This is a genomic window from Bacillus sp. RO2, assembly GCF_012911845.1.
Lineage (GTDB): Bacteria > Bacillota > Bacilli > Bacillales > Bacillaceae_I > Sutcliffiella_A.
This window is the reverse complement of record NZ_JAAXCU010000015.1, coordinates 1-23,666: the sequence shown is the minus strand read 5'-3', so window position 1 is coordinate 23,666 and position 23,666 is coordinate 1. Positions and strand designations below refer to the sequence as shown.

General features: G+C 39.2%; 28 protein-coding genes. 14 read left to right on the top strand and 14 right to left on the bottom strand.

What is annotated here, in order from left to right; translation table 11 throughout:
• Window positions 1–367 precede the first annotated feature (367 nt).
• From HF078_RS01750 to HF078_RS01735, 4 genes are all read right to left on the bottom strand, one after another.
• Window positions 368–1,405, bottom strand: coding sequence for an alpha/beta fold hydrolase (locus HF078_RS01750; protein ID WP_240951655.1), 1,038 nt, complete (start codon window positions 1,403–1,405; stop codon window positions 368–370).
• Window positions 1,395–1,838 carry a hypothetical protein gene (locus HF078_RS01745; protein ID WP_169289595.1) on the bottom strand — a complete coding sequence of 148 codons (444 nt, stop codon included), beginning with the start codon at window positions 1,836–1,838 and terminating at the stop codon, window positions 1,395–1,397. Before HF078_RS01745 ends, HF078_RS01750 begins: the two co-directional genes overlap by 11 nt.
• 31 nt (window positions 1,839–1,869) lie before the next feature.
• Complete coding sequence (locus HF078_RS01740; protein ID WP_169289594.1) at window positions 1,870–2,646, bottom strand: SDR family oxidoreductase; 777 nt, start codon at window positions 2,644–2,646, stop codon at window positions 1,870–1,872.
• Between the two features lie 524 nt (window positions 2,647–3,170).
• A complete protein-coding gene (locus HF078_RS01735) occupies window positions 3,171–3,368 on the bottom strand; it encodes a cold-shock protein (protein WP_060665583.1) in 198 nt (65 codons plus the stop codon).
• 465 nt (window positions 3,369–3,833) lie between these two features.
• Here HF078_RS01735 and HF078_RS01730 point away from each other — a divergent pair, with 465 nt between their 5' ends.
• The gene (locus HF078_RS01730) at window positions 3,834–4,994 is read left to right on the top strand and encodes a dicarboxylate/amino acid:cation symporter (protein ID WP_169289593.1); all 1,161 of its coding nucleotides are present in this window, start codon (window positions 3,834–3,836) and stop codon (window positions 4,992–4,994) included.
• 56 nt (window positions 4,995–5,050) lie between these two features.
• On the opposite strand, the gene HF078_RS01725 is transcribed toward HF078_RS01730, so the two are convergent.
• Window positions 5,051–5,236, bottom strand: a complete 186-nt coding sequence (locus tag HF078_RS01725; protein WP_148989291.1) for a hypothetical protein — start codon at window positions 5,234–5,236, stop codon at window positions 5,051–5,053.
• Between the two features lie 402 nt (window positions 5,237–5,638).
• Entirely contained in the window at window positions 5,639–5,824 is a 186-nt protein-coding gene (locus tag HF078_RS01720) for an H-type small acid-soluble spore protein (protein ID WP_169289592.1), read from the bottom strand.
• Between the two features lie 131 nt (window positions 5,825–5,955).
• On the opposite strand from HF078_RS01720, the gene HF078_RS01715 reads away from it, so the two are divergent.
• On the top strand, window positions 5,956–6,204 hold the full coding sequence (locus HF078_RS01715) for an atypical membrane-integrating protein (Mistic protein) (protein WP_169289591.1): 249 nt from the start codon (window positions 5,956–5,958) through the stop codon (window positions 6,202–6,204).
• Window positions 6,205–7,215: a potassium channel family protein gene (locus tag HF078_RS01710; protein ID WP_169289590.1), complete on the top strand. Its 1,011-nt coding sequence runs from the start codon at window positions 6,205–6,207 to the stop codon at window positions 7,213–7,215.
• Here the strand turns inward: HF078_RS01710 and HF078_RS01705 are convergent.
• The 3 genes from HF078_RS01705 to HF078_RS01695 all read right to left on the bottom strand — a co-directional run bounded on the left by HF078_RS01705 (window position 7,212) and on the right by HF078_RS01695 (window position 9,700).
• The gene (locus HF078_RS01705) at window positions 7,212–7,619 is read right to left on the bottom strand and encodes a YugN-like family protein (protein ID WP_168864208.1); all 408 of its coding nucleotides are present in this window, start codon (window positions 7,617–7,619) and stop codon (window positions 7,212–7,214) included. The genes HF078_RS01710 and HF078_RS01705 overlap by 4 nt on opposite strands.
• Window positions 7,620–7,912: 293 nt before the next feature.
• On the bottom strand, window positions 7,913–9,262 hold the full coding sequence (locus HF078_RS01700) for a glucose-6-phosphate isomerase (RefSeq protein WP_060665576.1): 1,350 nt from the start codon (window positions 9,260–9,262) through the stop codon (window positions 7,913–7,915).
• 189 nt (window positions 9,263–9,451) lie between these two features.
• Window positions 9,452–9,700: a hypothetical protein gene (locus HF078_RS01695; RefSeq protein ID WP_148989285.1), complete on the bottom strand. Its 249-nt coding sequence runs from the start codon at window positions 9,698–9,700 to the stop codon at window positions 9,452–9,454.
• Between the two features lie 340 nt (window positions 9,701–10,040).
• Here HF078_RS01695 and HF078_RS01690 point away from each other — a divergent pair, with 340 nt between their 5' ends.
• Genes HF078_RS01690 through mnhG form a run of 7 tightly spaced genes read left to right on the top strand, consistent with a single transcriptional unit; the run spans window position 10,041 to window position 15,832 of the window.
• Window positions 10,041–12,452, top strand: a complete 2,412-nt coding sequence (locus HF078_RS01690; RefSeq protein ID WP_169289589.1) for a Na+/H+ antiporter subunit A — start codon at window positions 10,041–10,043, stop codon at window positions 12,450–12,452.
• Window positions 12,439–12,861 carry a Na(+)/H(+) antiporter subunit B gene (locus HF078_RS01685; protein WP_169289588.1) on the top strand — a complete coding sequence of 141 codons (423 nt, stop codon included), beginning with the start codon at window positions 12,439–12,441 and terminating at the stop codon, window positions 12,859–12,861. Before HF078_RS01690 ends, HF078_RS01685 begins: the two co-directional genes overlap by 14 nt.
• The gene (locus tag HF078_RS01680) at window positions 12,861–13,202 is read left to right on the top strand and encodes a Na(+)/H(+) antiporter subunit C (protein WP_169289587.1); all 342 of its coding nucleotides are present in this window, start codon (window positions 12,861–12,863) and stop codon (window positions 13,200–13,202) included. The genes HF078_RS01685 and HF078_RS01680 overlap by 1 nt, the downstream gene beginning before the upstream one ends.
• On the top strand, window positions 13,195–14,676 hold the full coding sequence (locus tag HF078_RS01675; RefSeq protein ID WP_169289586.1) for a Na+/H+ antiporter subunit D: 1,482 nt from the start codon (window positions 13,195–13,197) through the stop codon (window positions 14,674–14,676). The genes HF078_RS01680 and HF078_RS01675 overlap by 8 nt, the downstream gene beginning before the upstream one ends.
• 6 nt (window positions 14,677–14,682) lie before the next feature.
• The gene (locus tag HF078_RS01670; RefSeq protein WP_169289585.1) at window positions 14,683–15,159 is read left to right on the top strand and encodes a Na+/H+ antiporter subunit E; all 477 of its coding nucleotides are present in this window, start codon (window positions 14,683–14,685) and stop codon (window positions 15,157–15,159) included.
• Window positions 15,160–15,456, top strand: a complete 297-nt coding sequence (locus HF078_RS01665; protein ID WP_169289584.1) for a Na(+)/H(+) antiporter subunit F1 — start codon at window positions 15,160–15,162, stop codon at window positions 15,454–15,456.
• Window positions 15,440–15,832, top strand: coding sequence for a monovalent cation/H(+) antiporter subunit G (gene mnhG / locus HF078_RS01660; protein WP_169289583.1), 393 nt, complete (start codon window positions 15,440–15,442; stop codon window positions 15,830–15,832). The genes HF078_RS01665 and mnhG overlap by 17 nt, the downstream gene beginning before the upstream one ends.
• A gap of 44 nt (window positions 15,833–15,876) precedes the next feature.
• Here mnhG and HF078_RS01655 read toward each other — a convergent pair whose 3' ends face one another.
• Window positions 15,877–17,040, bottom strand: coding sequence for an iron-containing alcohol dehydrogenase (locus HF078_RS01655; RefSeq protein WP_169289582.1), 1,164 nt, complete (start codon window positions 17,038–17,040; stop codon window positions 15,877–15,879).
• 183 nt (window positions 17,041–17,223) lie between these two features.
• Between HF078_RS01655 and HF078_RS01650 the strand changes: the two genes are divergently transcribed.
• Window positions 17,224–17,457 (top strand): DUF378 domain-containing protein, encoded by a 234-nt coding sequence (locus HF078_RS01650; protein ID WP_064098762.1) that lies wholly within the window; start codon window positions 17,224–17,226, stop codon window positions 17,455–17,457.
• A gap of 618 nt (window positions 17,458–18,075) precedes the next feature.
• Here HF078_RS01650 and yugI read toward each other — a convergent pair.
• The gene (gene yugI, locus HF078_RS01645; protein ID WP_060665565.1) at window positions 18,076–18,483 is read right to left on the bottom strand and encodes a S1 domain-containing post-transcriptional regulator GSP13; all 408 of its coding nucleotides are present in this window, start codon (window positions 18,481–18,483) and stop codon (window positions 18,076–18,078) included.
• A 287-nt stretch (window positions 18,484–18,770) separates the two neighbouring features.
• Between yugI and HF078_RS01640 the strand changes: the two genes are divergently transcribed.
• Window positions 18,771–19,133, top strand: coding sequence for a helix-turn-helix domain-containing protein (locus HF078_RS01640; protein ID WP_169289581.1), 363 nt, complete (start codon window positions 18,771–18,773; stop codon window positions 19,131–19,133).
• Between the two features lie 123 nt (window positions 19,134–19,256).
• On the opposite strand, the gene HF078_RS01635 is transcribed toward HF078_RS01640, so the two are convergent.
• Both HF078_RS01635 and HF078_RS01630 read right to left on the bottom strand, forming a co-directional pair.
• On the bottom strand, window positions 19,257–20,417 hold the full coding sequence (locus HF078_RS01635; RefSeq protein WP_169289580.1) for an aminotransferase: 1,161 nt from the start codon (window positions 20,415–20,417) through the stop codon (window positions 19,257–19,259).
• Window positions 20,414–20,914 (bottom strand): Lrp/AsnC family transcriptional regulator, encoded by a 501-nt coding sequence (locus tag HF078_RS01630; protein WP_169289579.1) that lies wholly within the window; start codon window positions 20,912–20,914, stop codon window positions 20,414–20,416. Before HF078_RS01630 ends, HF078_RS01635 begins: the two co-directional genes overlap by 4 nt.
• 164 nt (window positions 20,915–21,078) lie before the next feature.
• On the opposite strand from HF078_RS01630, the gene HF078_RS01625 reads away from it, so the two are divergent.
• A complete protein-coding gene (locus HF078_RS01625) occupies window positions 21,079–21,918 on the top strand; it encodes an alpha/beta fold hydrolase (protein WP_169289578.1) in 840 nt (279 codons plus the stop codon).
• A gap of 79 nt (window positions 21,919–21,997) precedes the next feature.
• Here the strand turns inward: HF078_RS01625 and HF078_RS01620 are convergent, their stop codons facing one another.
• Window positions 21,998–22,261, bottom strand: coding sequence for a DUF1871 family protein (locus HF078_RS01620; protein WP_169289577.1), 264 nt, complete (start codon window positions 22,259–22,261; stop codon window positions 21,998–22,000).
• A 105-nt stretch (window positions 22,262–22,366) separates the two neighbouring features.
• On the opposite strand from HF078_RS01620, the gene HF078_RS01615 reads away from it, so the two are divergent.
• On the top strand, window positions 22,367–23,536 hold the full coding sequence (locus tag HF078_RS01615; protein WP_169289576.1) for a MalY/PatB family protein: 1,170 nt from the start codon (window positions 22,367–22,369) through the stop codon (window positions 23,534–23,536).
• Window positions 23,537–23,666: the final 130 nt, after the last annotated feature.

The window sequence follows — 23,666 nt, the reverse complement described above, 5'->3', positions numbered from 1 at the left end:
GCTATTTTACATCTAAACACTATTGATCAACCACTCAAAATAGCACTTTTCATGTGGCTTTTCCGCTCATTTCAAGCCAATATATCCTTATTTCATAAGCTTTTTTCTACTTTTTGATAATTACATAAAAATAAGATACCTTTTATTAATATAATTTTCTTCTTATGAAAACTTAACAATATTTACCGAGCTTGCACCTTTAATTGATTAAAAAAGAGAGAAGCAAAAGGCTTCCCTACTAATTTTCTTTTAGGCCTAGAAGATATTGCATAAATACAGTTGCTCCAATTCCCATGTATTCTATATAGGGATTCATGTCCCATTTTTTATTCTCATGTAACACATTCATTAGTCTATCCCTCCCATTTTATAAATTTAGCGGATCTGACCTCTCATGCAACCAACTATCCAGATATTCTGGGAGTCTACCATTTCTAACAGAAGTCCCTGTATGCCCCCCTTTTAATATGTGTGCTGTTTTATCTACACTAGCCACCTCATCCATTATTGGAAAAATGTGATCAAGCGGTACAAGCCGATCTCCTTCTGTTCCTACTACAAGTAAATTTGCTTGGATATTTGATAGCTTGGCTTGATGGCCATTTATTTTACTCTTGTTATTAATAAATTTATTTCCCTTTGTAAAATCCTTGATGATTTGCTTTGCAGCACCACTTGTTAAAGGGATATGTCCTTTCGTCCATGTATTAAAACGATGCCATTTCTTAACATAGGCTTCATCATCCCTATTCAGTAAAAGAGATAAATAAGGAGTAAAATAAATAGGTGATGTCACCAAACGTATACCTGCCTCAACATGAGAGGATGGAATAATTCCGAGCTCATCGATATAACGAGTGCTGTCCATATTTTCTTCCCTCAATGCTTTTACCCATTTATCAAAATAACCTGGGTTGTTGAAATCAACTGGAGTCACAAACAGTACAAGATTTTTTATTGGTTCCTTTGCTATAGATGCATACATAGCTGCAAGTGTGCCACCAAGGCAATACCCCATTATGGTTACCTCTTTTGCGGAGGAATGCTTAATTGCACCTCTTACTCCAGCTTGAATATAGTTTGTAATGTAGTCATCTATGGTCATGTCCCTATCCTCAAATCCAGGTTTGCCAAAATCAATCATATACACATCAAACCCTTTATTAACAAGCGCTTCAATGGTGCTTCCTCCGGGTATAATATCTAAGATAAAGGGCTGATTAATCAGAGAATAAATAATAAAAATGGGCACATTAAATTTTTTAACCGGTGTTTTGTAATACCAGAGAGTGGCTTTGTTCTTTCTCCAAATCGCTTGTCTGTCCGTTACTCCATCCTTGAATGGAGTTTCATTATAATGAGTCATTTCCTTTTTCCACGCATCCAACTGAAAATCATTCATCATGATCACTGACTGTAGAACGGACAATCTTTTCATCATATCCAAGTAAGGAAGATACTATCGCTTGACGTTCGGCCATATCTTCCAAGATTACTTTCACTATATTCTTTTCTTGATTTTGTCCCGAGGGGGTTGTCTCTTCCTGTAACTGTGCCTCGAGGCGATCAATTTTTTCTTCTATTTGGATAAGCAGCCTAGCAATATTGGCAACATCATTTTTACTAGGAAAATTATATTTCAACGAAAGCACTTCTACTTGTTCCCTCATCTTACGTAATTTTTCTGCTTCTAACTCGCTTTCTAGTCCAACAATGCGAAATACTGACTCTTTGTTCAGCCCTGCCTTTATAGCTTCATTCCATTTGTTTTCCATTACTATTGCTTTAACTTTTATCTTTTTGTTCCTTTCATCTTTTTTATCGCTTGAATGCAACATGGTTGATTCACCCTTTCATTTCAATTCAACCTCATATTAAGGAGGTCATCCCTCCATCTACCACCAAAATGTGTCCCACACAGTAATCCGAAGCACGAGAGGATAAGAAAACAGCTGCCCCCTTTAAATCATTTTCGCCACCAAAACGTTTTGCAGGTATCTGTTCTTTTAACATTGGAGCGGAGTGTTCTATTATTTTTTCGGTAATTTTAGTAGGGAACATGCCTGGTGCGATGGCATTGACTTGTATGTTATACGGAGCAAGTTTTACAGCAAGGTCTTTTGTAAATGTTATGACTCCTCCTTTGCTTGTGTTGTAAGCAATGGTGTCCATTAGTTTTGGATCTGTCCCACCCATTCCGGATACAGATGCAATATTGATTATTTTTCCGTTACCTTGCTTTTGCATGACTCTTGCCGCTTTTTGACTAAATAAAAATAATCCCTTTAAATTAACATTCATCACTTTATCCCACTTGTCAGCTGGCAAGTCTAAGGTTGGCGCCATCCAAGATGTTCCACTGTTGTTTACAAGGATGTCCAACGTTCCAAAGTGTCTTTCCGTTTCCTCAATAACATGTTGAATTTCTTCCTCTTTTGTTACATCACACGCATATGCTAGTGATTTCACACCTTTTTGTTTCAAGTCCTCGCTTACTTTTTGGCAGGATGCCAGATCACGTGAACATACAACAACGTTTGCCCCCGCCTCTGCAAGGGCATTTGCTATTTGTTCCCCAAGCCCTTTTCCTCCACCAGTCACAATTGCCGTCTTGTTCTTTAGATTGAACAAATCATTTACATCCATAATGTGTCCCCCTCTGTATGCTAGTTTCCTTTTTCAATCTAGTAACGATTAATAGATTCCATATAGTATAGTAGAGAACCATTCAAGATGTGTATAAAATGATGAAATGGTGGAGGCGGAAAATACACTATCTATTAAAAGTAAAAAAACTGGCCCCCAGTTCCTTTTTAGTTGCTTGGTTTTGCTCCGCTATTGATTTCCGCAAATGGCTTCGCTTTGCGCGGGACGGTGTTTGATCCTCCTCGCTTCGCTGTGGGGTCTCCAACTACCGTTTCTCCCCTGCTGGAGTCTTCGCCTTTTGCTCCAATCACCAGCTATTAATTACGAGACCGAAACGTTAGTGCTTTTTCAGTTAACACGGCAAAACTCTTCAGAAACCCTTAGGTAAATGAAGTCACCTTGTTGATTGTAGTGGAAGGCGCTCAGACGCCAAAATCAACCAGTTTTGCCTATCTTATCGTTAAAAAAAGGCATAAAAAAAAGACTCTCCAGATGGAGAGCCTTTTTCTCAACTTATGTCAAAATTACTTTTGAACGTTAGTTGCTTGAGGTCCACGAGCGCCTTGCTCGATTTCGAAAGTTACTGTTTGACCTTCTTCTAAAGATTTGAAACCTTCGCCTTGGATAGCAGAGAAGTGTACGAATACATCGTCTTGTCCTTCAACTTCGATGAATCCGAAACCTTTTTCAGCGTTGAACCATTTTACTTTACCTTCTAACATTATGTTTCCTCCTACAGTGGAACAGTCCACAATTGTATTACCATTCTTGCTCTGCATAATCTTTCAAGACGAAAAACATTGAAGTAAATTCCTTCTATCAGCCTTACCGAACAAAAACAATTAACTTAATCATAGAGGTTATGTATCAAAAAATCAAGTTTTATTTGGTTTTGCTAGTAACTTCCATTAGAAAAGTGTACTTTGTTACGGGTGAAGACATACAAGATTTGCTGCATCGATGGTGATTTTCTGTAGTAGTGTACCCATTATTCAACTTTTTATAAACCTATTTTCCTGAAAATTTTTCTCTCTATCACCCTTACATATTTGAAGTAAGCGTTCACTGGAAAATACTTTTTAAAAAATATATCATTTAGTACTTTTCTTTTTGTATTTGTTTTTGTAAGATAATACAATATTCACAAACAATAGACAAATGTATTTACAGGGAGGACACTGGACATCATGAGGAAATTAGGACTTTTACCTAGAATTATTCTTGCCATTATACTAGGTGTGACTATTGGTAATTATGCACCAGAATGGTTCGTTAAGATATTTGTTACTTTTAACGAAATATTCGGAAACTTTTTAGGGTTTGCAATTCCATTAATTATTATTGCATTTATTGCTCCAGGCATTGGAGAAATTGGAAAAGGAGCAGGTAAGTTTCTTGGTTTAACTGCTTCCATTGCTTATCTATCTACTATAGCAGCAGGCGTCTTGGCCTATTTTGCTGCCAGTACGTTATATCCTACAATATTAAAGAACGCAAGCCTGACAGGAACAATGGAAAATCCAGAGGAAGCATTATTAAAACCTTTCTTAGAACTGGAAATACCAGCACCATTTGAAGTGATGACTGCACTAATAATTGCATTTACACTAGGTTTAGGTATGTCAGCAATCAAAGGAGAAGCGTTAAAGACTGTCATGATAGAGTTCAGAAGTGTTATTGAACTTGTCATTTCTAAAGTGATCATTCCGCTTTTACCGATCCATATTCTAGGTATTTTTGCAAACATGACCTACGGTGGACAAGTTCAAACGATTATCAATGTGTTTGCAAAAGTTTTTGTAATAATTATCTTGTTGCATATAACGATGTTAATTCTTCAATACTCCGTAAGTGGTGCCATGACACGAAAGAATCCTTTTTCAATGCTTAAATCCATGATGGCTGCTTATTTTACCGCACTTGGAACACAGTCATCTGCATCAACAATTCCAGTTACCCTCGAGCGAACCAAGAAGATGGGGGTAAAAGAAAAGACAGCAGATTTTACTGTTCCATTGCTTGCAAATATACACTTGTCAGGTAGTACCATCACAATTGTTTCGTGCGCGATGGCGATTATGTTTATTAATGGAATGGATTACTCTCTATTCTTTGTCTTCCCTTTCATCATGATGCTTGGTGTAACCATGATTGCTGCTCCTGGCGTACCTGGTGGAGCTGTAATGGCCGCTGTCGGGCTATTACAGTCAATGCTTGGGTTTGATGCTACAATGGTATCCTTGATGATTGCTCTTTACCTCGCCCAAGATAGTTTTGGTACAGCATGTAATGTAACTGGTGACGGAGCCATTGCAAATGCCGTTGATAGACTTACAGCGTCTAAGTAAACTCATAAAAAGGTGGTACCCAAGTTTTCTCTATTGGGTGCCACCTTTTTTGTGTATTATTTTAGCGCACAAGCGACTCTATCGTAGCCAAATTGCTCTAAGAATTCGTTATACGCTTCTATTTTTCCAAGGATTATGTCATGTTGAATTTCTCCTGGAGTAGTTGTCTCCATTTCCTTGCAATACTCCTCAATCCTCGATTTTACATAAGAAATAATCGCTGTTTCATTAAAAGAAGTCATTTCCTATCACCTCACATATTGATAGTAGATAAATACCCTTCTTCTAAATACAACAAACAAAAGCAAGCACATTCATAAATAAAAACAAGTAGTACTGGTTTATCAGCCGCTGTTCCTTTCCGCAAATGGCTTCGTTTTCCGCGGGACGGCGCTTGAGCCTCCACACTTCGTTGTGGGGTCTCAACCTACCGTTACTCCCCCGCTGGAGTCTTCGCCATTTGCGGAAATCAACAGCGGTGTCTTAACAACATCTAAAATCAATGACTATTTCAGTAGCCTCAACGGAGTCGGTGAGGCTACTGGACCGCCCTTAGGCAAACGAAGCGAATGGGATGTAAATCAACCGTATTATATGTTCTCATTTAATTAAAAAAAGAGACTCAAATTTGAGTCCCAATCTAGTTATTCTCCTAATTCCACTAAGTCAGAAATAGCAACTTGTGTACGCTCTTCTCCCGGCCCACGAAGATGAACTGTTGCAGTTTTTCCATCCTCACTTACTGAATCAATCCATACCTTTGTCCCTTCAAAGGTCACCTCTATTGTTGCGGAAGAGGATAGTATTTGTCTTGCACGTGCTTCATCCATTCTCGTCACTCCCTATACATTATTCATTCATCATGTCATTCCCACTTATTTTTCCAAAAATAAGCCATTTTATCCCTTTTAAGTTTAAGTTTGAAGGTATTTTGTCAACAATGAAATAAGAGGTGAAGGAGATGAAATTAAGGAAGGAAGAAAAAGAACAATTGAGCGAAGCCATCGATCAGATGAATGAAAGTCTAGACAGGTTTATCGAATTCTATAATGAGTCTGAAGAAGACAAACCTATTATTTCTTTTAATGATGAGGTTATACAATTGATAGAAGCAGGTAAACAAAAGTACGGGGAAGAGGCATTGAACCAAAAAATCAACTCCATTGTTAAAGAAGTGCTCTCTTTTATATCTTCAGGGGATGAGCAATAGATGGATAGAATCAAGGAACAGACTTCCCTCATTTTTAGGTTTGTACATTGGCCTTTAATAGCAAGAATACTAGTCATCATAATTGTCATCAATATTACTTTCGGTTTTCTTATTCATTTCATAGAACCAGATGAATTTCCTTCCATTTTCGATGGAGTATGGTGGGCGATTGTCACTACTGCTACTTTAGGTTACGGAGATTATGTTCCGGTTACTGTCACTGGGAGATCATTAGCTATTATTCTCATATTATTTGGTACAGGTTTTGTCACTACATATTTTGTATCACTGGCTGCAAGTGCCATCGCAACACAAAATGATTACTTGGAGGGCAAAGTGGATTATCGAGGATCTGAACATATTATCGTTATTGGTTGGAATGAGCGGGTAAGAGAAACGTTAAGGCAAATTAATGCCATGAGCAATAAACCTTTATCAATTGTACTTATTGATTCAACGCTAGAGAAAAACCCTCTTCATGACCAAAACGTACATTTTATTAAAGGAAATCCCTGTAATGATCAAACATTACTTTCTGCCAATGTGAAAAGTGCTGGTTTTGTTGTCATCTCTGCCGATCAAAGTAAGGATGAAGTTCAAGCGGATATGAGCTCAGTCTTAACATTATTGGCTGTCAAAGGGTTAAATCCGGAAGTGTACACAATCGTGGAGATATTGACTTCTACTCAAGTGAAGAATGCTCAACGTGCCGGAGCTGACGAAGTAATACAAACAAATATGTTTACAAGTTATGTGATGACGAACAGTATGATGTCTAATGGTATGTCCAATACTTTGTTAAATATGTTGAATCAACTGAAGGGAAGCAAACTAAAGTATTTAGAAGTGGAGAAAGAAATGGTTGGAACAACATTTGAAAAACTTAGCAATCAGATGCTTCAGAAGAAAATTCTCCTTATAGGAATAAAAAGAAGAGGAGACACCCTGGTCAATCCTCCTCTTTACACGTTAATTCAAGCAGATGACTGTCTGCTTGTCATTAAAGACTAATTTCTGCCAAGCACTGCTTCTAATTCATGAACAAGTGTATGACCAAGTTCAATGAATTCTTTTGGGAAAGTGGCATCGGGATCTTCCGGTTCTGAAAACTGGTCAAACGATGCCGTTCTGTTCCAAACATGAACGTTGTCATCTATTCCAATCTGGTATTTATGGGAGAGCAGGAACGGTCTTCCGAGCTCCACTGTGGTCCCTTGTGAATCCAACTGCCCGTCGACAGACTGAAATGGGACTCTCAAAAATTGATAGCCGACCTCATCGTCTATTTTATAGTCAAAATAGCCGTGGTCGTAGTCCCAGTTTCCCCCGATGGAATATCCAATGGCTTTTAGTTCCTGTTCTAGTTTATACAACTGAAACTCCGCACCTTCGATTTTTGAAGGAATAGGAATCATAGCAATCCCTCCTTTTATATGGGTAGGTTTCCCCATGGAGGGGTTTTCATGCATATGGAAAAAGGGATAGTCCTTACAACCTGATGGTCGTAGGAACTATCCCTTTTTTTAAAAAAGTTGGGTTAGACGCCGCTGTTGCCTTCCGCAAATGGCTTCGCTTTCCTAGGGGCGGTGCTTGAGCCTCCTCACTTCGTTGCGGGGTCTCAAGCTACCGCTATCTCCCTCAGGAGTCTTCGCCTTTTGCTCCAAGCAACAGCGGTGGTGTCCATAATCCAACATTTAATCTTTATAGCTTATTTTAATCGTTTTTCTAGTTCTGCTTTTACTTCTTCGAAACCAGGTTTGCCTAGAAGGGCGAACATGTTTACTTTGTATGCTTCCACTCCCGGTTGGTCAAATGGATTTACTCCAAGAAGGTATCCGCTCATAGCGCATGCTTTTTCAAAGAAATAGACAAGGTATCCAAAAGTATATGCGTCCATTGCTGGAATGTTAACGACTAGGTTCGGTACTCCACCATCTGTGTGCGCAAGAAGCGTTCCTTCGTATGCTTTTGTGTTTACAAAATCAACTGTTTCTCCTGCAAGGTAGTTGAGTCCATCCAAATCAGCTGCTTCTTCTTCTACTGTCAACTCATGGCGTGGGTTGTCCACTTTAATAATTGTTTCGAAAAGATCTCGACGCCCTTCTTGAACATATTGTCCCATGGAATGAAGGTCTGTAGAGAAGTTGGCAGACGCTGGGAAGATACCCTTTTGGTCTTTCCCTTCACTTTCACCGAACAATTGCTTCCACCATTCGGAGAAATATTGAAGTCCTGGTTCATAGTTGATCAGCATTTCAATCGTTTTTCCTTTGTTGTAAAGGACATTACGAACAGCTGCATATTGATATGCTGGGTTTTCTTCCAACTCCGATGTAGAGAAGTCACGGCTTGCATCTGCAGCACCTTTCATCATTGCTTCTATATCTGCTCCTGATACCGCAATAGGCAATAATCCTACTGCTGTAAGGACAGAATAGCGTCCACCTACATCATCTGGAATGATAAAGGACTCATATCCTTCTTCAGTAGCCAGTGTTTTCAAAGCTCCACGGGCTTTGTCTGTTGTAGCATAGATACGTTTTCGAGCTTCTTCCTTTCCGTATTTTTCTTCTAAGATTTTACGGAAGATACGGAATGCTAATGCTGGTTCAGTAGTCGTACCAGATTTGGAAATCACATTAATAGAGAAATCTTTTCCTTCTAGCAGGTCCATTAGATCTCGCATATATGTAGAACTAATGTTATTCCCAACAAACACAACCTGTGGAGTTTTACGTTGCTCCTTTGTTAATGCGTTATAGAAAGAATGATTTAGCATTTCAAGTGCTGCTCGTGCACCAAGGTATGATCCACCGATACCTACTACTAACAAAATATCTGAATCGTTTTTAATTTTCTCTGCACTTTTTACAATTCGTGCAAATTCTTCTTTGTCATAATCTGTCGGCAGGTCAATCCAACCAAGGTAGTCATTTCCCGCTCCTGTTTTTTCATGTAATGAATGATGGGCAACCTTTACCGCATCACGTAAGTATGTAATTTCATGTTCGCCAAAAAAAGATAACGCCTTTTTATAATCAAAGCGAATATGTGTCATATATAATAACCTCCAAAAAACATATTTGCATGCCAATTTTCACTTTACATAATACTGTCCGATAATTCAAGGATTCCCCTTCCCTGTAAGCGGATACAACCAAAAATATTATTTCCGTTTGCTTACTCTCACAAGAAAACGGCTATACATAGTGTATAACCGTCTCCCATTTTCACTTTGTCTCTACCATCAAGTCGGTTCGACTTCTACTTCTTCTTTTTCCTTTTTTGCCACGACAATTCGGATATATTCCCGTGGTTTAAATGGTTGGATGACATTCGAGCTTTCCTGTTGATTAGACCCAATGAGCACTATGGAAGAATTTCCATTGTAATAATGGTCCACATAATCTCTTTTTTGCTCAACACTCAACCACCATGCACCAGCAAATAAAGTAGAAAATATGGATAATGCAACAGCTGCTTTTCTTTTCACCATATCTACCACCACCTACGACTAGGATGGCTAAAATATCGACATTTTATGCATTGGAAAAAAATTTTTTTAGGCGCGTTTTGACTAGTTTCTATCATATTTAATATGCAGGACAAAATCGGTCCATACTAACAAACAGTAAGGATGCAAGCGGTTATGATTTAGTATATAATTTGATTTAGTAATTTTTCTTTACAAATAATAATTCCTTTTTACATGCAACAAGGCAGGTACCAAACCGTTAAGGTGACAATACCTTAGAAAAAAATGGTATTTGGCGTTGTTTTCTTATGTTTAGAAGGGAATACTATTATTTATAGAAGAAACAGAGGAGGTTTGTGTCTTGTCACTGATTCATTTAGTGATTCTATCGCCTTTTTTGTTGGCGATTCTTGTGCCTTTTGCGCATAAGTACTTTAAAAGCATACATACAGGGTGGTTTGTACTTGTCTTGCCACTCGTTTTGTTCATTTACTTTCTCCAATTCTTAAGCACCACCATGAACGGGGAAACGTACACAAGCACCATGAAATGGATTCCTTCCATTGGGATAGATTTTGTTGTTTATTTAGATGGGCTAGGCTTGCTTTTTGCTCTGTTAATCACAGGTATTGGCGCCATGGTCGTTTTATATTCAATTTATTATCTTTCCAAAGAGAAAGAAGCGCTAAATACGTTTTATGTTTATTTACTCATGTTTATGGGTGCGATGCTAGGTGTTGTACTCTCTGACAACCTACTTGTTATGTATTCCTTCTGGGAGTTGACTAGTATATCTTCCTTCCTGTTAATCAGTTACTGGTACCATCGCGAGAAGTCTCGCTATGGGGCACAGAAATCGATGTTGATCACAGTGTTTGGTGGACTAGCTATGCTCGCTGGAATCATCCTCTTATACTTAATGACTGGTACGTTCAGCATTCGAGAAAACATCGCGAATGTAGACCTTATCACTAGTCATGAACTATTTGTACCGGCACTTCTTTTGTTCTTGCTTGGTGCCTTCACGAAATCAGCACAATTTCCATTCCATATTTGGTTACCGGACGCAATGGAAGCACCAACACCTGTGAGTGCATATCTTCATTCTGCTACCATGGTTAAGGCAGGGATTTATCTTGTAGCACGTATGAGTCCTGTCTTTGCTGGTGCACCAGAATGGTTTTGGCTTGTATCTGGATTCGGTATAGCCACATTATTCTGGGGTTCATTCTCAGCAGTCAAGCAAACTGACTTGAAAGCAATATTAGCTTTCTCCACTGTCAGTCAATTAGGATTGATTATGTCCTTACTTGGAGTAGGAAGTGCAGCAGCATATTATGACTACATTGGGGAAAATGCTTATACAATTGCCACCCTTGCAGCGGTGTTCCACTTGATTAACCATGCAACCTTTAAAGGAAGCCTTTTCATGGTTGTGGGAATTGTCGATCACGAAACGGGCACTAGAGATATTAGAAAGCTCGGCGGTCTGATGAACCTGATGCCAATTACTTTTACTCTGGCTATAATTGGAGCATTCTCTATGGCTGGTTTACCTCCTTTCAACGGGTTCTTGAGTAAAGAGATGTTCTTTACGGGCATGTTGCAGGCATCGGAGATCAGTGCTTGGAATATGGAAACGCTCGGTATGATTTTTCCGGTACTTGCTTGGATTGCAAGTGTATTCACATTTATCTATAGCATGATCTTAGTTTTCAAAACTTTTACAGGAAAATACCAGCCTGAAAAGCTGGACAAAAAACCGCATGAAGCACCGATTGGCATGCTTATTCCGCCGATCATCTTGGCTTCTTTAGTTGTTATCTTCGGTTTCTTCCCAATGTTGTTAAAAGGGGTTATCGAACCTGCACTATATTCTATTCTTCCATCAAATGTTTTATCGGTGGAAGTGAAAATATATCATTGGCATGGCTTTAATACAGAACTGTTTATGACGATTGGAGTCATTTTGGTAGGGGTTCTTCTCTACCTTACCGTTGCGAAGTGGGGGAAAATCTACGAGTGGTTTCCCCAAAGACTTACACTTAACAAATTGTATGACGGTGGGTTAGTAGCATTAGATAGGGGTGCTTCTGCATTTACTAAGTCGCACATGACCGGTTTTATCCGTGACTACCTTGTAATGATTTTCGCTTTCATGATTGTGTTATTAGGAGTTCTTCTATTTTCCACCGATGCATTTAATGTGAATCTAACGAACGTAGCACCTGCTGGTATTTACGAAGTGATTTTAGCTCTTGTGATGGTCATTTCAGCTGTTACCATACTATTTGTAAAATCCAGACTAGCGGCTATCATTGCGCTCGGTGCAGTGGGATATTCCATTTCCCTGTTTTTCGTTTTGTTTAGAGCACCGGATTTGGCATTAACGCAGTTAATAGTCGAAACAGTTTCGGTAGCACTGTTCTTATTATGTTTCTATCACCTTCCCGAGCTATCAAAGAAAATGGACAAACTTCGCTTTAAAGTGACAAATTTCATTATTTCTTTAGGTGTTGGTCTTGTGGTCATCTTTATCGGTCTTTCCGTTAATAGCTCGAAGCTTTTTGAATCCATTTCTAGTTATTTTGAGGCTGCTTCCTATAAAGAGGCTGGTGGAAAGAACATGGTAAACGTAATACTCGTTGATTTCCGTGGCTTTGATACTTTATTTGAAATTGCTGTACTTACTATAGCTGCTTTTGGTATTTACGCCATGATCAAGCTAAGACTTACAGATAAGAAGGGAGGAGTAAAGGGTGAAAGTAAATGATTTGATTTTACAAACCACTACTACCCTTTTAACGTTTATCATCGTAATCTTCTCTGTCTATCTATTTTTTGCCGGACATTACACTCCAGGCGGAGGATTTATAGGAGGATTGATGACATCAGCTGCTCTAGTGCTGCTTTTACTTGCTTTTGATAAAAAAACAGTACAAAATGCGCTCCCATTCAACTATCTTTCTGTTGCAGCAGCGGGTTTGATGATATCCATCATCACAGGGGTCATTGCTCTTTTCTTTGATGTACCTTTTTTAACGCATACCTTTGGATATGTAGAGCTACCATTGCTAGGGAAAACTGCGTTAACTTCTACTCTACCGTTTGATTTGGGTGTTTATTTAGTAGTAGTAGGTGTTGCAATGACCATTATTCAAACGATAGGGGAGAGTGAATAATGGAGATTATTATGACTATTGTAGCGGGTGTTTTAATTGCAACCGCTACTTACCTAATGTTATCCCGAAGTATTTTAAGAATTATTATTGGAACAGCACTATTATCCCACGGAGCCCATTTGTTGTTATTGACCATGGGGGGATTAAAAAGAGGAGCTGCACCTTTACTTGGCCAAGAAGCAGATGCTTATACAGATCCGTTGCCACAAGCATTAATTCTAACGGCAATCGTTATTGCATTTGGTGTCACTTCCTTCTTATTAGTTCTTGCTTATAGAGCTTATCAGGAACTAAAAACCGATGATATGGATCAATTAAGGGGAAATGAAAATAATGAATAACTTAGTTATATTACCGATACTGATCCCTTTAATAACAGCAACACTATTATTGCTCATACCTAAAAACGTTAAGCTTCAAAAAGTGATCAGTGTCATTTCGTTAACATTTACAACGATTGCAGCGATGGTTCTTGTCCATACTGTATATCGCGATGGCATTCAAACATTAGAAATAGGAAGTTGGAAACCACCATTTGGTATTGTGCTCGTTGCGGACATGTTTGCCGCTCTTCTCGTACTAACTGGAGTGATTGTAAGTTTCACTTGCGTCCTCTTTTCCTTTCGTAATATCGGCAAGGGCAGAGAGAACTTTTTCTTTTATTCCTTTACCCAGTTTTTAATTACAGGTGTCATGGGGGCTTTTCTTACGGGCGACCTGTTCAACTTGTTTGTATTCTTTGAGGTCATGCTCATGTCTTCCTATGCATTGATAGTATTAGGAGGAACTCGAATACAGCTTAGAGAGTCTATCAAATATCTATTGGTAAACATTATTTCTTCCGCCTTATTCGTTATAGCACTAGCATATCTATACGGATTAGTCGGCACACTGAATATGGCAGATGTTTCGGATAAAATTGCACAGTCAGGGCAAACAGACATCGTGACAGTAGTGGCTATCCTTTTCTTAATCGTTTTTGGATTAAAAGGCGGCATCTTTCCATTATACTTTTGGCTACCAGGCTCCTATCAAGCACCCCCATACGCGATAACTGCAATATTTGGTGCTTTGTTAACAAAAGTCGGGGTATATTCCATTTATCGAATATTCACGTTGATTTTTTACCATGAGCCTCAAATTACCCATCAAATTATTGCAGCATTAGCCATTATCACCATTCTTATAGGTGCTATCGGCGCAATAGCATACTGGGACGTTAAGAAAATACTGATTTACAATATTGTAACAGCGGTTGGTGTAATCATTTATGGGATCTCCATCGCTACAGAAACAGGTTATGCAGGTGGCATTTATTACCTTGTTCACGATATGGTGATCAAAGGTGCTCTGTTCTTACTAGCGGGAGCAATGTTTACCATCACAGGAACAGATAATATTAAGAAAATGGGTGGATTGATTAAACGTCATCCCCTGTTAGGATGGATGTTCTTCACAGCATGTCTTGCACTTGCCGGCATTCCCCCACTAAGTGGTTTCGTCGGGAAAATTCTACTAGTTCAAGGCGGTCTAGAACAGGAACATTATATTTTCGTAGGAGTCATGCTTTTCAGTAGTTTGCTGGTATTGTATTCCGTTATGAAGATATTCATGAACTGTTTCTTTAGGGAAGAAGTGTTAAGTTCAAAAGAAGAAAAAGGTTCAACCAGAGGCCTTGTCTATCCTTCAGTCATTTTAATTGCACTCTCTGCTTTCCTTGGTCTTGGGGCAGAATTTGTATATCCATACGTTTTTGAGGCGGCAGAAACATTGATGGATCCATCCATCTATATCCAAGCAGTTTTAAAGGAGTAGTTTCACATGGCTTTTCAAATTTTAATCAATGTAGTTATTGCATTCAGTTGGATGTTTCTTAAAAATCAATGGACCTTCCCCGACTTCATCATTGGATTCTTTTGGGGGCTTGTTATCTTATTTTTAATGAGAAAATTTCTTCCTGGCAGGTTTTATTTTGAACGAGTGCTGGCAGCCGGACGACTATTTTTCCTGTTTTTAAAGGAACTTGTTCTTGCAAACGTTCAAGTAATACGGGATATCCTACGACCTAAATTAAAAATTGAACCCGGGATTTTCGCAATGCCGACAGAGCTTAAAAGCGATTGGGAAATTACGTTACTTTCCCTGTTGATCACCTTAACTCCAGGTACTTTGGTAATGGATGTGTCTGATGACAATAAGATTCTTTATATCCATGCCATGAATATTCCGGATACAAATCAGGCAATTGCAGAAATAAAAAACACCTTTGAAAAAGCTATCATGGAGGTGACCCGTTAAATGATTGAAAGCACATTGGATCTATTGCTATCTATCAGCTTAATTATCATTTCCATCGCAACTTTAGGCCTCGTATATCGGGTTGTGAAGGGCCCTTCTGTTCCGGACCGTGTCATGGCATTAGATTCCATTGGTATCAATCTGATTGCCATAACAGCCATCACGTCCATCATGTTAAAAACTGATGCATTTTTAGAAGTAATTCTTCTAATAGGTGTGATTGCTTTTGTAGGAACGGTTGCGTTTTCTAAATTTCTTCAAAAAGGAGAGATAATCGAGTATGACAGAGACAATTAGCATATTCATTGGAGTTGTCGTACTGCTAGGTTCTCTTCTAAGCTTAGTAACGACCATTGGCTTAATCAGACTACCAGATGTTTATACCCGCAGTCACGCAGCCTCTAAAAGCGCCACACTCGGTGTCTTGTTGATTCTTGTTGCTGCCTTATTGTATTTCTGGATTGCAGATAATTACTTTAGTGCTCGATTGGTACTAGGAATAGTGTTTGTCTTTATTACAGCCCCTGTTGCAGGTCATCTCATTTCAAGAGCGGCCTATTATACAGACGTCCCGCTATGGGAAAAGTCGGTCAAGGATGATTTAAAGACTAAAGCGCGACATGAACCGAAGAAAGAAGTAGAAAAAAGACAAAAAGTCCATACTGAAGCATAAACAAAAAAACTGGCCGAACCGTATCAGGTTCGGCCAGTTTTATTTTATAGAGATGCTTTCAAGATAGAAGTGACATCTTCATGTGAAAGTGATTTAAAGTTCCCCACTGCACCTCGTGACATAACATGCTCAGCCATTTTGTTAATGTTCTTACCATCAATATCATAATCGGCTAATCTTGTTGGAGCTCCAAGGCTTGACCAGAATTCGCGTAGTCTGCGGATGCCCTCTAAAGCTATTTCCTTGTCAGATGAGCCATTGTCCTGCACGCCAAACACTCTTACAGCCAACTGCTTAAATCGGCCAAGATTTGCATCCATTACATGCTCCATCCAATTTGGGAACAGAATAGCCAATCCACCTGCATGCGGAATATCATAGATTGCAGAAACAGCATGCTCAATGCCATGAGTCGCCCAATCCCCACGATAGCCCATCTGCAGCATACCATTAAGCGCGATAGTTCCATTAAACAGTATTGTTTCGCGGTGTTCATAGCTTTCCAGATCTTCTAAAAGCTTGGGAGCCTTTTCCATCACGGTAGTTAGAACCGCTTCACACATACGATCTTGCAGTGGTGTATTGGTTGTCTGATGAAAATACTGCTCTAACACATGTGACATCATGTCAACAATACCATAAACAGTGTGATCTTTTGGAACAGTAAATGTATTAACTGGGTCTAGAATAGAAAACTTCGGGAATGTCACAGGACTTCCCCAACCATATTTCTCATTCGTTTCCCAATTTGTAATAACCGAGCCTGCATTCATCTCAGAGCCAGTTGCAGCGAGAGTCAATACTGTTCCAAAAGGCAGAGCTTCTGTAGCAATATGTTTTCTTAGTACAATATCCCATACATCGCCATCATACTTGGCACCTGCAGCGATTGCTTTCGTACAATCGATTACACTGCCTCCACCGACTGCTAGAAGGAAATCAATTTGATTTTCTTTACAAAGCTCAATACCTTTTCTGACTGTGGATAATCTAGGGTTAGGTTCCACACCTGCAAGCTCCGTTATGGTTGCACCTGCTTTATGTAAAGTACTTATCACATTATCATAAAGCCCGCTTCTTTTAATGCTTCCTCCACCATAAACAAGGAGAACATTCTTGCCGTATGCCTCCATTTCTTGTGGCAATGTTTCAAGTTGCCCTTTCCCGAATAGTAGCTTTGTTGGATTATAAAAAGTAAAATTCTCCATTACTATTACCTCCCTTTTGCCATGATTATGGATGATTTTTTGATTGCTTGCAAAGATTTAGCTTCAAGACCGTGATTGCCCACCGTTATCATGCTTCAACAAAAAAATTTTATCAATGAATAATTTCTGTTCAGTTACAAAATATATGAGGGAAAGCACTTATATTCTCAAGGAGGGAATGTTATGAGTACTATTCAACGTATTGCACTAGTATTGACTATTGTTGGAGCTATTAACTGGGGTTTGATCGGATTCTTCCAATTTGATCTAGTAGCAGCAATCTTTGGCGGTCAAAGCGCAGCCTTGTCCCGAATCATATACGGTCTAGTGGGAATTGCCGGACTGATCAACCTAGGACTTCTTTTCGTGCCATCTGAGCAGCATGAAAGAGAAGTTGAACCAAGAACAACTCGATAATAACCTTAAAAACCGCCTCCCTCACAGTGGCGGTTTTCATTTTTTTAGCAAAGTTGTGGCACATGGGAGAGTATTGTAACTTTTCGGAGGTTGATTCTAACTAATTTCGAGGGTATTGTAACTATTCGGAGGTTGATTCTAACTTTTTTCGTGGATATTGTGACTTTTTATGGGTTATTGTGATAATTCGGTATGCGAGATAATTAGATAGAATTCTTAGTTGTTTGGTTATTCACCGCTGTTCCTTTCCGCAAATGGCTTCGCTTTCCGCGGGACGGTGCTTGAGCCTCCTCACAACGCTTCATGGGTCTCAACCTACCGTTATTCCCCCGCTGGAGTCTCCGCCATTTGCTCCAATCCACAGCTGAAATTTACGTAGACCATATGTAATGCTTATTCAGTTATCTCGGTCAGTTGATTGTTGATTGTAGTGGAAGGCGCGTAGCCGACCGTGGAAGAAGGGAATGGTGAGACCCCGGAATGAGAAGCCTTAGGAGCTCGCGGACCGCCCGCACGCAAGCGAAGCGCATGGAACGAAAAACAACCGTATTACTTCTACATATAATCATCATTAAAAAAAGACACCCCTCACAGGATGTCTCTCTTACTTAATCAAAATTACTTCTTGATTAGATCGTTACGGTTGGATTGCTCAATCCACTCTTCTAATTTGTCTTTAAGCGTGTTGAAACCACCAGGAGCCTCTTCAGTGTGGTTTTTCACTACAGTAGCTTGACGCTTCTTAGGCTTTCTTTGTGCAGCTGCTGGAGCTTCAGCAGGCGCTTCTTGAGTAGCTTTGATAGACAAGCTGATTTTGTTAGACTTTTCGTCAACAGAAAGAACCTTTACTTGAACCTCATCGCCCATTTTCAAATGTTCGTTTACATCTTTCACATAACCGTGCGTAATTTCAGAAATATGAACAAGACCTTGAGTTTCTTCGTCAAGCGCAACGAACGCTCCGTAAGGTTGAATACCCGTTACTTTACCAGTTAATACACTTCCAATTTCGAATTTATCAGACATGAAAACACTCCTAAATAATTTATTTTTATACACATTGAACGCAATAAAAGATTATACCACAAATTCGATACTTAATCAAAAATACTTTTTTTGATAGTTGGAGTCCTCCGTATTATTTGTGCATTTGGTCACTAATATCCTTTGAATGAAGAAAATAACCATATGTTCATAAATTCCGTAAAAAATTTATAAGCTAATGATGAAAGAGTAAAAATATGTTCAAACTTTCTTTAGATTAATCATGGTATGATAAAAGTAAGAAATTGCTTACATTGGAGGTAATCGGAATGAGAAATATTGGGGAAAACATTCGTTTTTATCGGGAAGATGCAAAAATGACCGCTGCCGAGCTTGCACTAAAAATTCGCGTGGGGACCGGAACCATTGAAAAGTATGAAGCTGGCCTACAAACACCGGACATGCAAACCATCCTAAAAATTTCTACGGTTTTAGATGTACCTGCTTCTGAACTACTAGAATCCTTTACTTCCAAAAATTCTACAGGTCTAGATCCAGAACTAGAGGAACTAATCAAAGAGGTAGGGGTTAAAAGAGCCAAGTTGATTCTCAGAAAAGCCAAAGATTATTCGGATGAAGACTTCTTAAATGTAATGCAAGTATTGTACGAAAAAAAATATAGCACTCAATAAAGAATTTTCTAAAAATCAGGTTTTAAAAATAATTTAGATGGGAATACTTATACCATCAAGGCTTTCTAGTATTCCCCCTTTTGTTAGGACCAAGTCCACGTTGGACTTGGTCCCTTTTTTGTACTAGCGATACTTTTTTAAAAATCGCTCCATCCTTTTAATCGCTTCTTGTAGCTGTTCCAAAGACGATGCGTATGAGCATCTCACATATCCTTCTCCGCTTTTTCCAAAAACATTTCCTGGTACCACTGCCACTTTTTCCTCTAACAATAATCTTTCTGCAAATTCCTGAGAGCTGAGTCCAGTAAGCTTTACAGATGGGAAGGCATAAAATGCACCCCCAGGATTGTGACAATCAAGTCCAATCTCATTTAGAGAAGACACAAAATAATTGCGCCGTCTACGATAACTCTTTTTCATTGCTTCAATATCCTGACGACCATTTCTTAACGCTTCGATGGCGCCATATTGTGCCATAGTAGAAGCACACATCATTGCATACTGATGGATTTTGAGCATGGCTTCAATAATGTCGGTGGGACCAGCTACAAATCCTAATCGCCAACCGGTCATTGCAAAGCCTTTTGAGAAACCTGATATTAGGATGGTGCGTTCCTTCATTCCAGGAAGAGTAGCGAAACTGGTAAACTTTTCGTCAAAACTAAGCTCGGCATAAATTTCATCTGATAAAACAAGCAAATCATGTTTTTCAACAAGTTTACTTACTTCCATGAGTTCTTCTTTTGAAAGCATTGTACCAGTGGGATTGTTTGGAAAACAAAGAAGTATTGCCTTCGTTCTGTCAGTAATTGCCTGTTCTAATTCATGAAAGTCGATACTGAATCCTCTCTCTGCATCTGCTCCTACTCTAACCGCAGTGCCTCCAACTAATTCAATGAGGGGGGCGTATGAAACGAAACACGGCTCAATCACAATCACTTCATCACCAGGGTCAACAATTGCGCGTATCGATAAATCCAACGCTTGACTTGCTCCCACTGTGACAATTACGTCGGTTTCAGCTCTGTACTCTACTTCAAATTGTTCGACTAAATAACGGCTGATTTCTTTTCTTAATTCCAGCAATCCTGCATTTGCTGTATAGGACGTATGTCCATTATGTAAAGAAGCAATGCAGGCTTCCCTCACGCCCCACGATGTTACGAAGTCTGGTTCACCCACTCCTAAGGAGATAACACCTTCCATATTCGCAGCTAAATCGAAAAATCGACGAATCCCAGAAGGCTGAAGGTTTTGAACATGTTTTGCAACTCTGTTTCTCATGGTGACACCACAATTCGACGATCATCTTCTCCCTGATCAAAAATCGTTCCATCATGTTTATATTTTTTTAAGATAAAATGGGTAGTCGTCGAAATAACCGAGTCTAAGGTAGAGAGTTTTTCAGAAACAAAATTTGCAACCTGAGAAAGTGACTTTCCTTCAATTACGACTGATAAATCATATGCTCCCGACATTAAATAAACTGATTTGACTTCTGGAAACCGGTATATATTTTTTGCAATTTCATCGAAACCTACCTCACGCTTTGGTGTCACTTTCACGTCAATCATCGCCGTCACACCTTCAAAATTGTCAACCTTGCGCCAATCAATCACTGCCCCATATTCCACGATGACTCGTTTTTCTTCCAACCTTTTTAACATACTATCTGTTTCTTCTTCTGTTAGTTCCACCATTTTGGATAGAACATCTATATGGATCCTTCCGTTTTCTTCAATGATTTGAAGCAATTCCAATTCTTTTTCTGTTAATTGCATACGCTCATCCCATCTCCTTCATATAAACATTGACTCATTATAGCAAATATTCCGCCTAAATGTATTACGATTATTTTACAGAACATATTCAAGAAAATACAAAGGTTTGAAATAGCAAGGAGAGGATAAAATACCTATAACAATTCAAACCAGGAGTGACAAAGATGAACACCAATCAATTCACAACCAATATTGGGGGGATCAATGTGTTTTATGAATTTCACTATGACTCTAACTCCCCCTTTATCAATAAACCAACACTTGTCCTTATCCATGGGTTTCTTTCGTCATCCTTCAGCTTTCGCCGCTTAATCCCATTGCTGACAAAAGAATACACGGTTCTCGCTATTGATTTACCACCATTTGGAAAAAGCGGAAAATCCAAAGAATTCGTGTATTCCTATGAAAACATGGCAAAAGTCGTGATATCCCTTCTTGAAAAGCTAGGGATTAATCGTACTGTGTTAATTGGACATTCAATGGGTGGACAGATATCCTTAAACATCAGTAATCAGAAACCTGAACTCGTTGAAAAAGTGGTCCTGTTGTGTAGCTCAGGTTATTTAAAAAGAATGCGCAGATCCATTGTTTATTCATCACGCATTCCATACTTCTATGTATGGTTAAAATATTGGCTAGCAAGACAAGGCCCTATCCAAAACTTATTGAACGTGGTGTATGATCATTCATTAATTGATGACGAGATGATTGCAGGATATACAGAACCTTTTTATGATGACCAAATTTTTGTAGCATTAACGAGGATGATCCGCGATCGGGAAGGCGACCTTGCTGCCGAAATATTAAGAAAGATCGAAACACCAAGCCTATTGATTTGGGGGGAAGAGGATAAAGTAGTTCCTCTTGAGGTCGGAAAGAGACTTCATAAAGACTTGCCAAACTCCCGGTTAATCACCTATAAAAAAACCGGTCACCTACTCCCTGAGGAAAAGCCGCAAGATGTGCATGATAATATTTTGGACTTTCTGCAAACCTCTCCATAAAAAAGGAGAAAAGCTCTAACCGGCTTTTCTCCTTTTTATGAGGAGCTTATTTTCATGACAATTAACAAACAAAGGCTTATTATATAGAACAAGAATCCTCTTCGTTTTTAATGACCAATAGCTCTATCGCCTTTTCTTTGCATTTGGATAAGGGAATAAATTCCTCAAAAGAAAATTCATAAATATCTTGGATTTTTTTTGCTAATATTTCTGTATCATCAAGTTCATGCACTGCTTGAACAACATCCACACATTCTGTATCGTAGGCATCAACACCATAGCCTAGTGGATCCCATTGCAGTAAGTTTTCCATTAATCGAACATTCACACTTGCTTTTATCATGATATTTCCACCTTGCTTTCAACAACATTTACTGCATATTATACCTTGTTTTTTGGAAATTGTTTAGTAGACTCAAGTCGAATTGATTGGAGGCGATGAACATTTATGAAAACCTATGATTTCAATAAACACATCAACAGAAAAAATACTTCCAGTGTCAAATGGGATGAAACAGTTCGGGTTTTCGGAAGTAGTGATGTATTGCCAATGTGGGTGGCTGACATGGACTTTCAGGCGCCAATTGAGGTAACCCAAGCAATTATGGAGAAGGCGCAACATGGAATTTACGGTTACACTTCCATTTCTTCATCTGTGAACGATGCCGTTGTAAGCTGGTTTCAAAAACAACACAACTGGAAGCTTAAACAAGAATGGCTCACCTATATTTCGGGTGTAGTTCCAGCATTGAGCGCGACCATCCAAACCTTTTCAAACGCAGGAGACAAGGTTATAGTTTTTTCTCCTGTCTATTATCCTTTTTATGACATGGTTACATATAATGACCGGAAATTAATTACTAGTCCTATGGAATATAGAGATGGCCGGTATCATATGGACCTTCATCACTTTGAAGAACAACTAGATGGAGAGGTAAAGCTTCTCTTATTATGCAATCCTCATAACCCAGGTGGCACAGTTTGGTCTCGGGAGGAATTAGAGAAGCTTGGGAATCTTTGTGTAAAGCACAATGTAATCATCGTTTCCGATGACATACATGCTGATCTAGCATTTAATAATCACACGTATTATCCCATTGCATCTATTTCTGAAGACATTGCTATGCAGACTGTTACTTGTATTGCTCCGACCAAAACCTTTAACATTGCTGGATTACAGGCTGCCGCAATGATCACTTCAAACCAAACGCTCCGTGAAAAATTGGACTTTTACTTAAAAAAGCAGGGCCATTTCTTGTTGAACATGCTAGGTGTCTCTGCAATGGTAGCAGCTTACAGGCATGGGGGTCCGTGGCTTGACGAAGTATTGCAATATATAGAAGACAACATGGATTATGCTGTGGAGTATATTCACAAAGAGATTCCTGATTTAAACGCAAGCAAGCCGGAAGGGACTTACCTGCTCTGGATCGATTGCAGGAAGCTAGGTTTAGAAGAGGAAGAACTAAAGCACCGCCTGCTTCATAAAGGAAAGCTTGCCCTTGAGTCCGGAAGCAAGTTCGGCAAAGAAGGAAACGGCTTTCTGCGCATGAATGTCGCATGCACAAGAGCAACCTTGCAAGAAGGCCTCCTAAGACTAAAAACTGCCCTGAATTAAGAGGATATGAATAGATAGTTAGCAGATGATTGGAGCAAAAGGCGAAGACTCCTGAGGGAGATAGCGCTAGGTGGAGACCCCGCAGGCGTAGCCGAGGAGGCTCCAGCAGTGCCCCTAGGAAAGCGAAGCC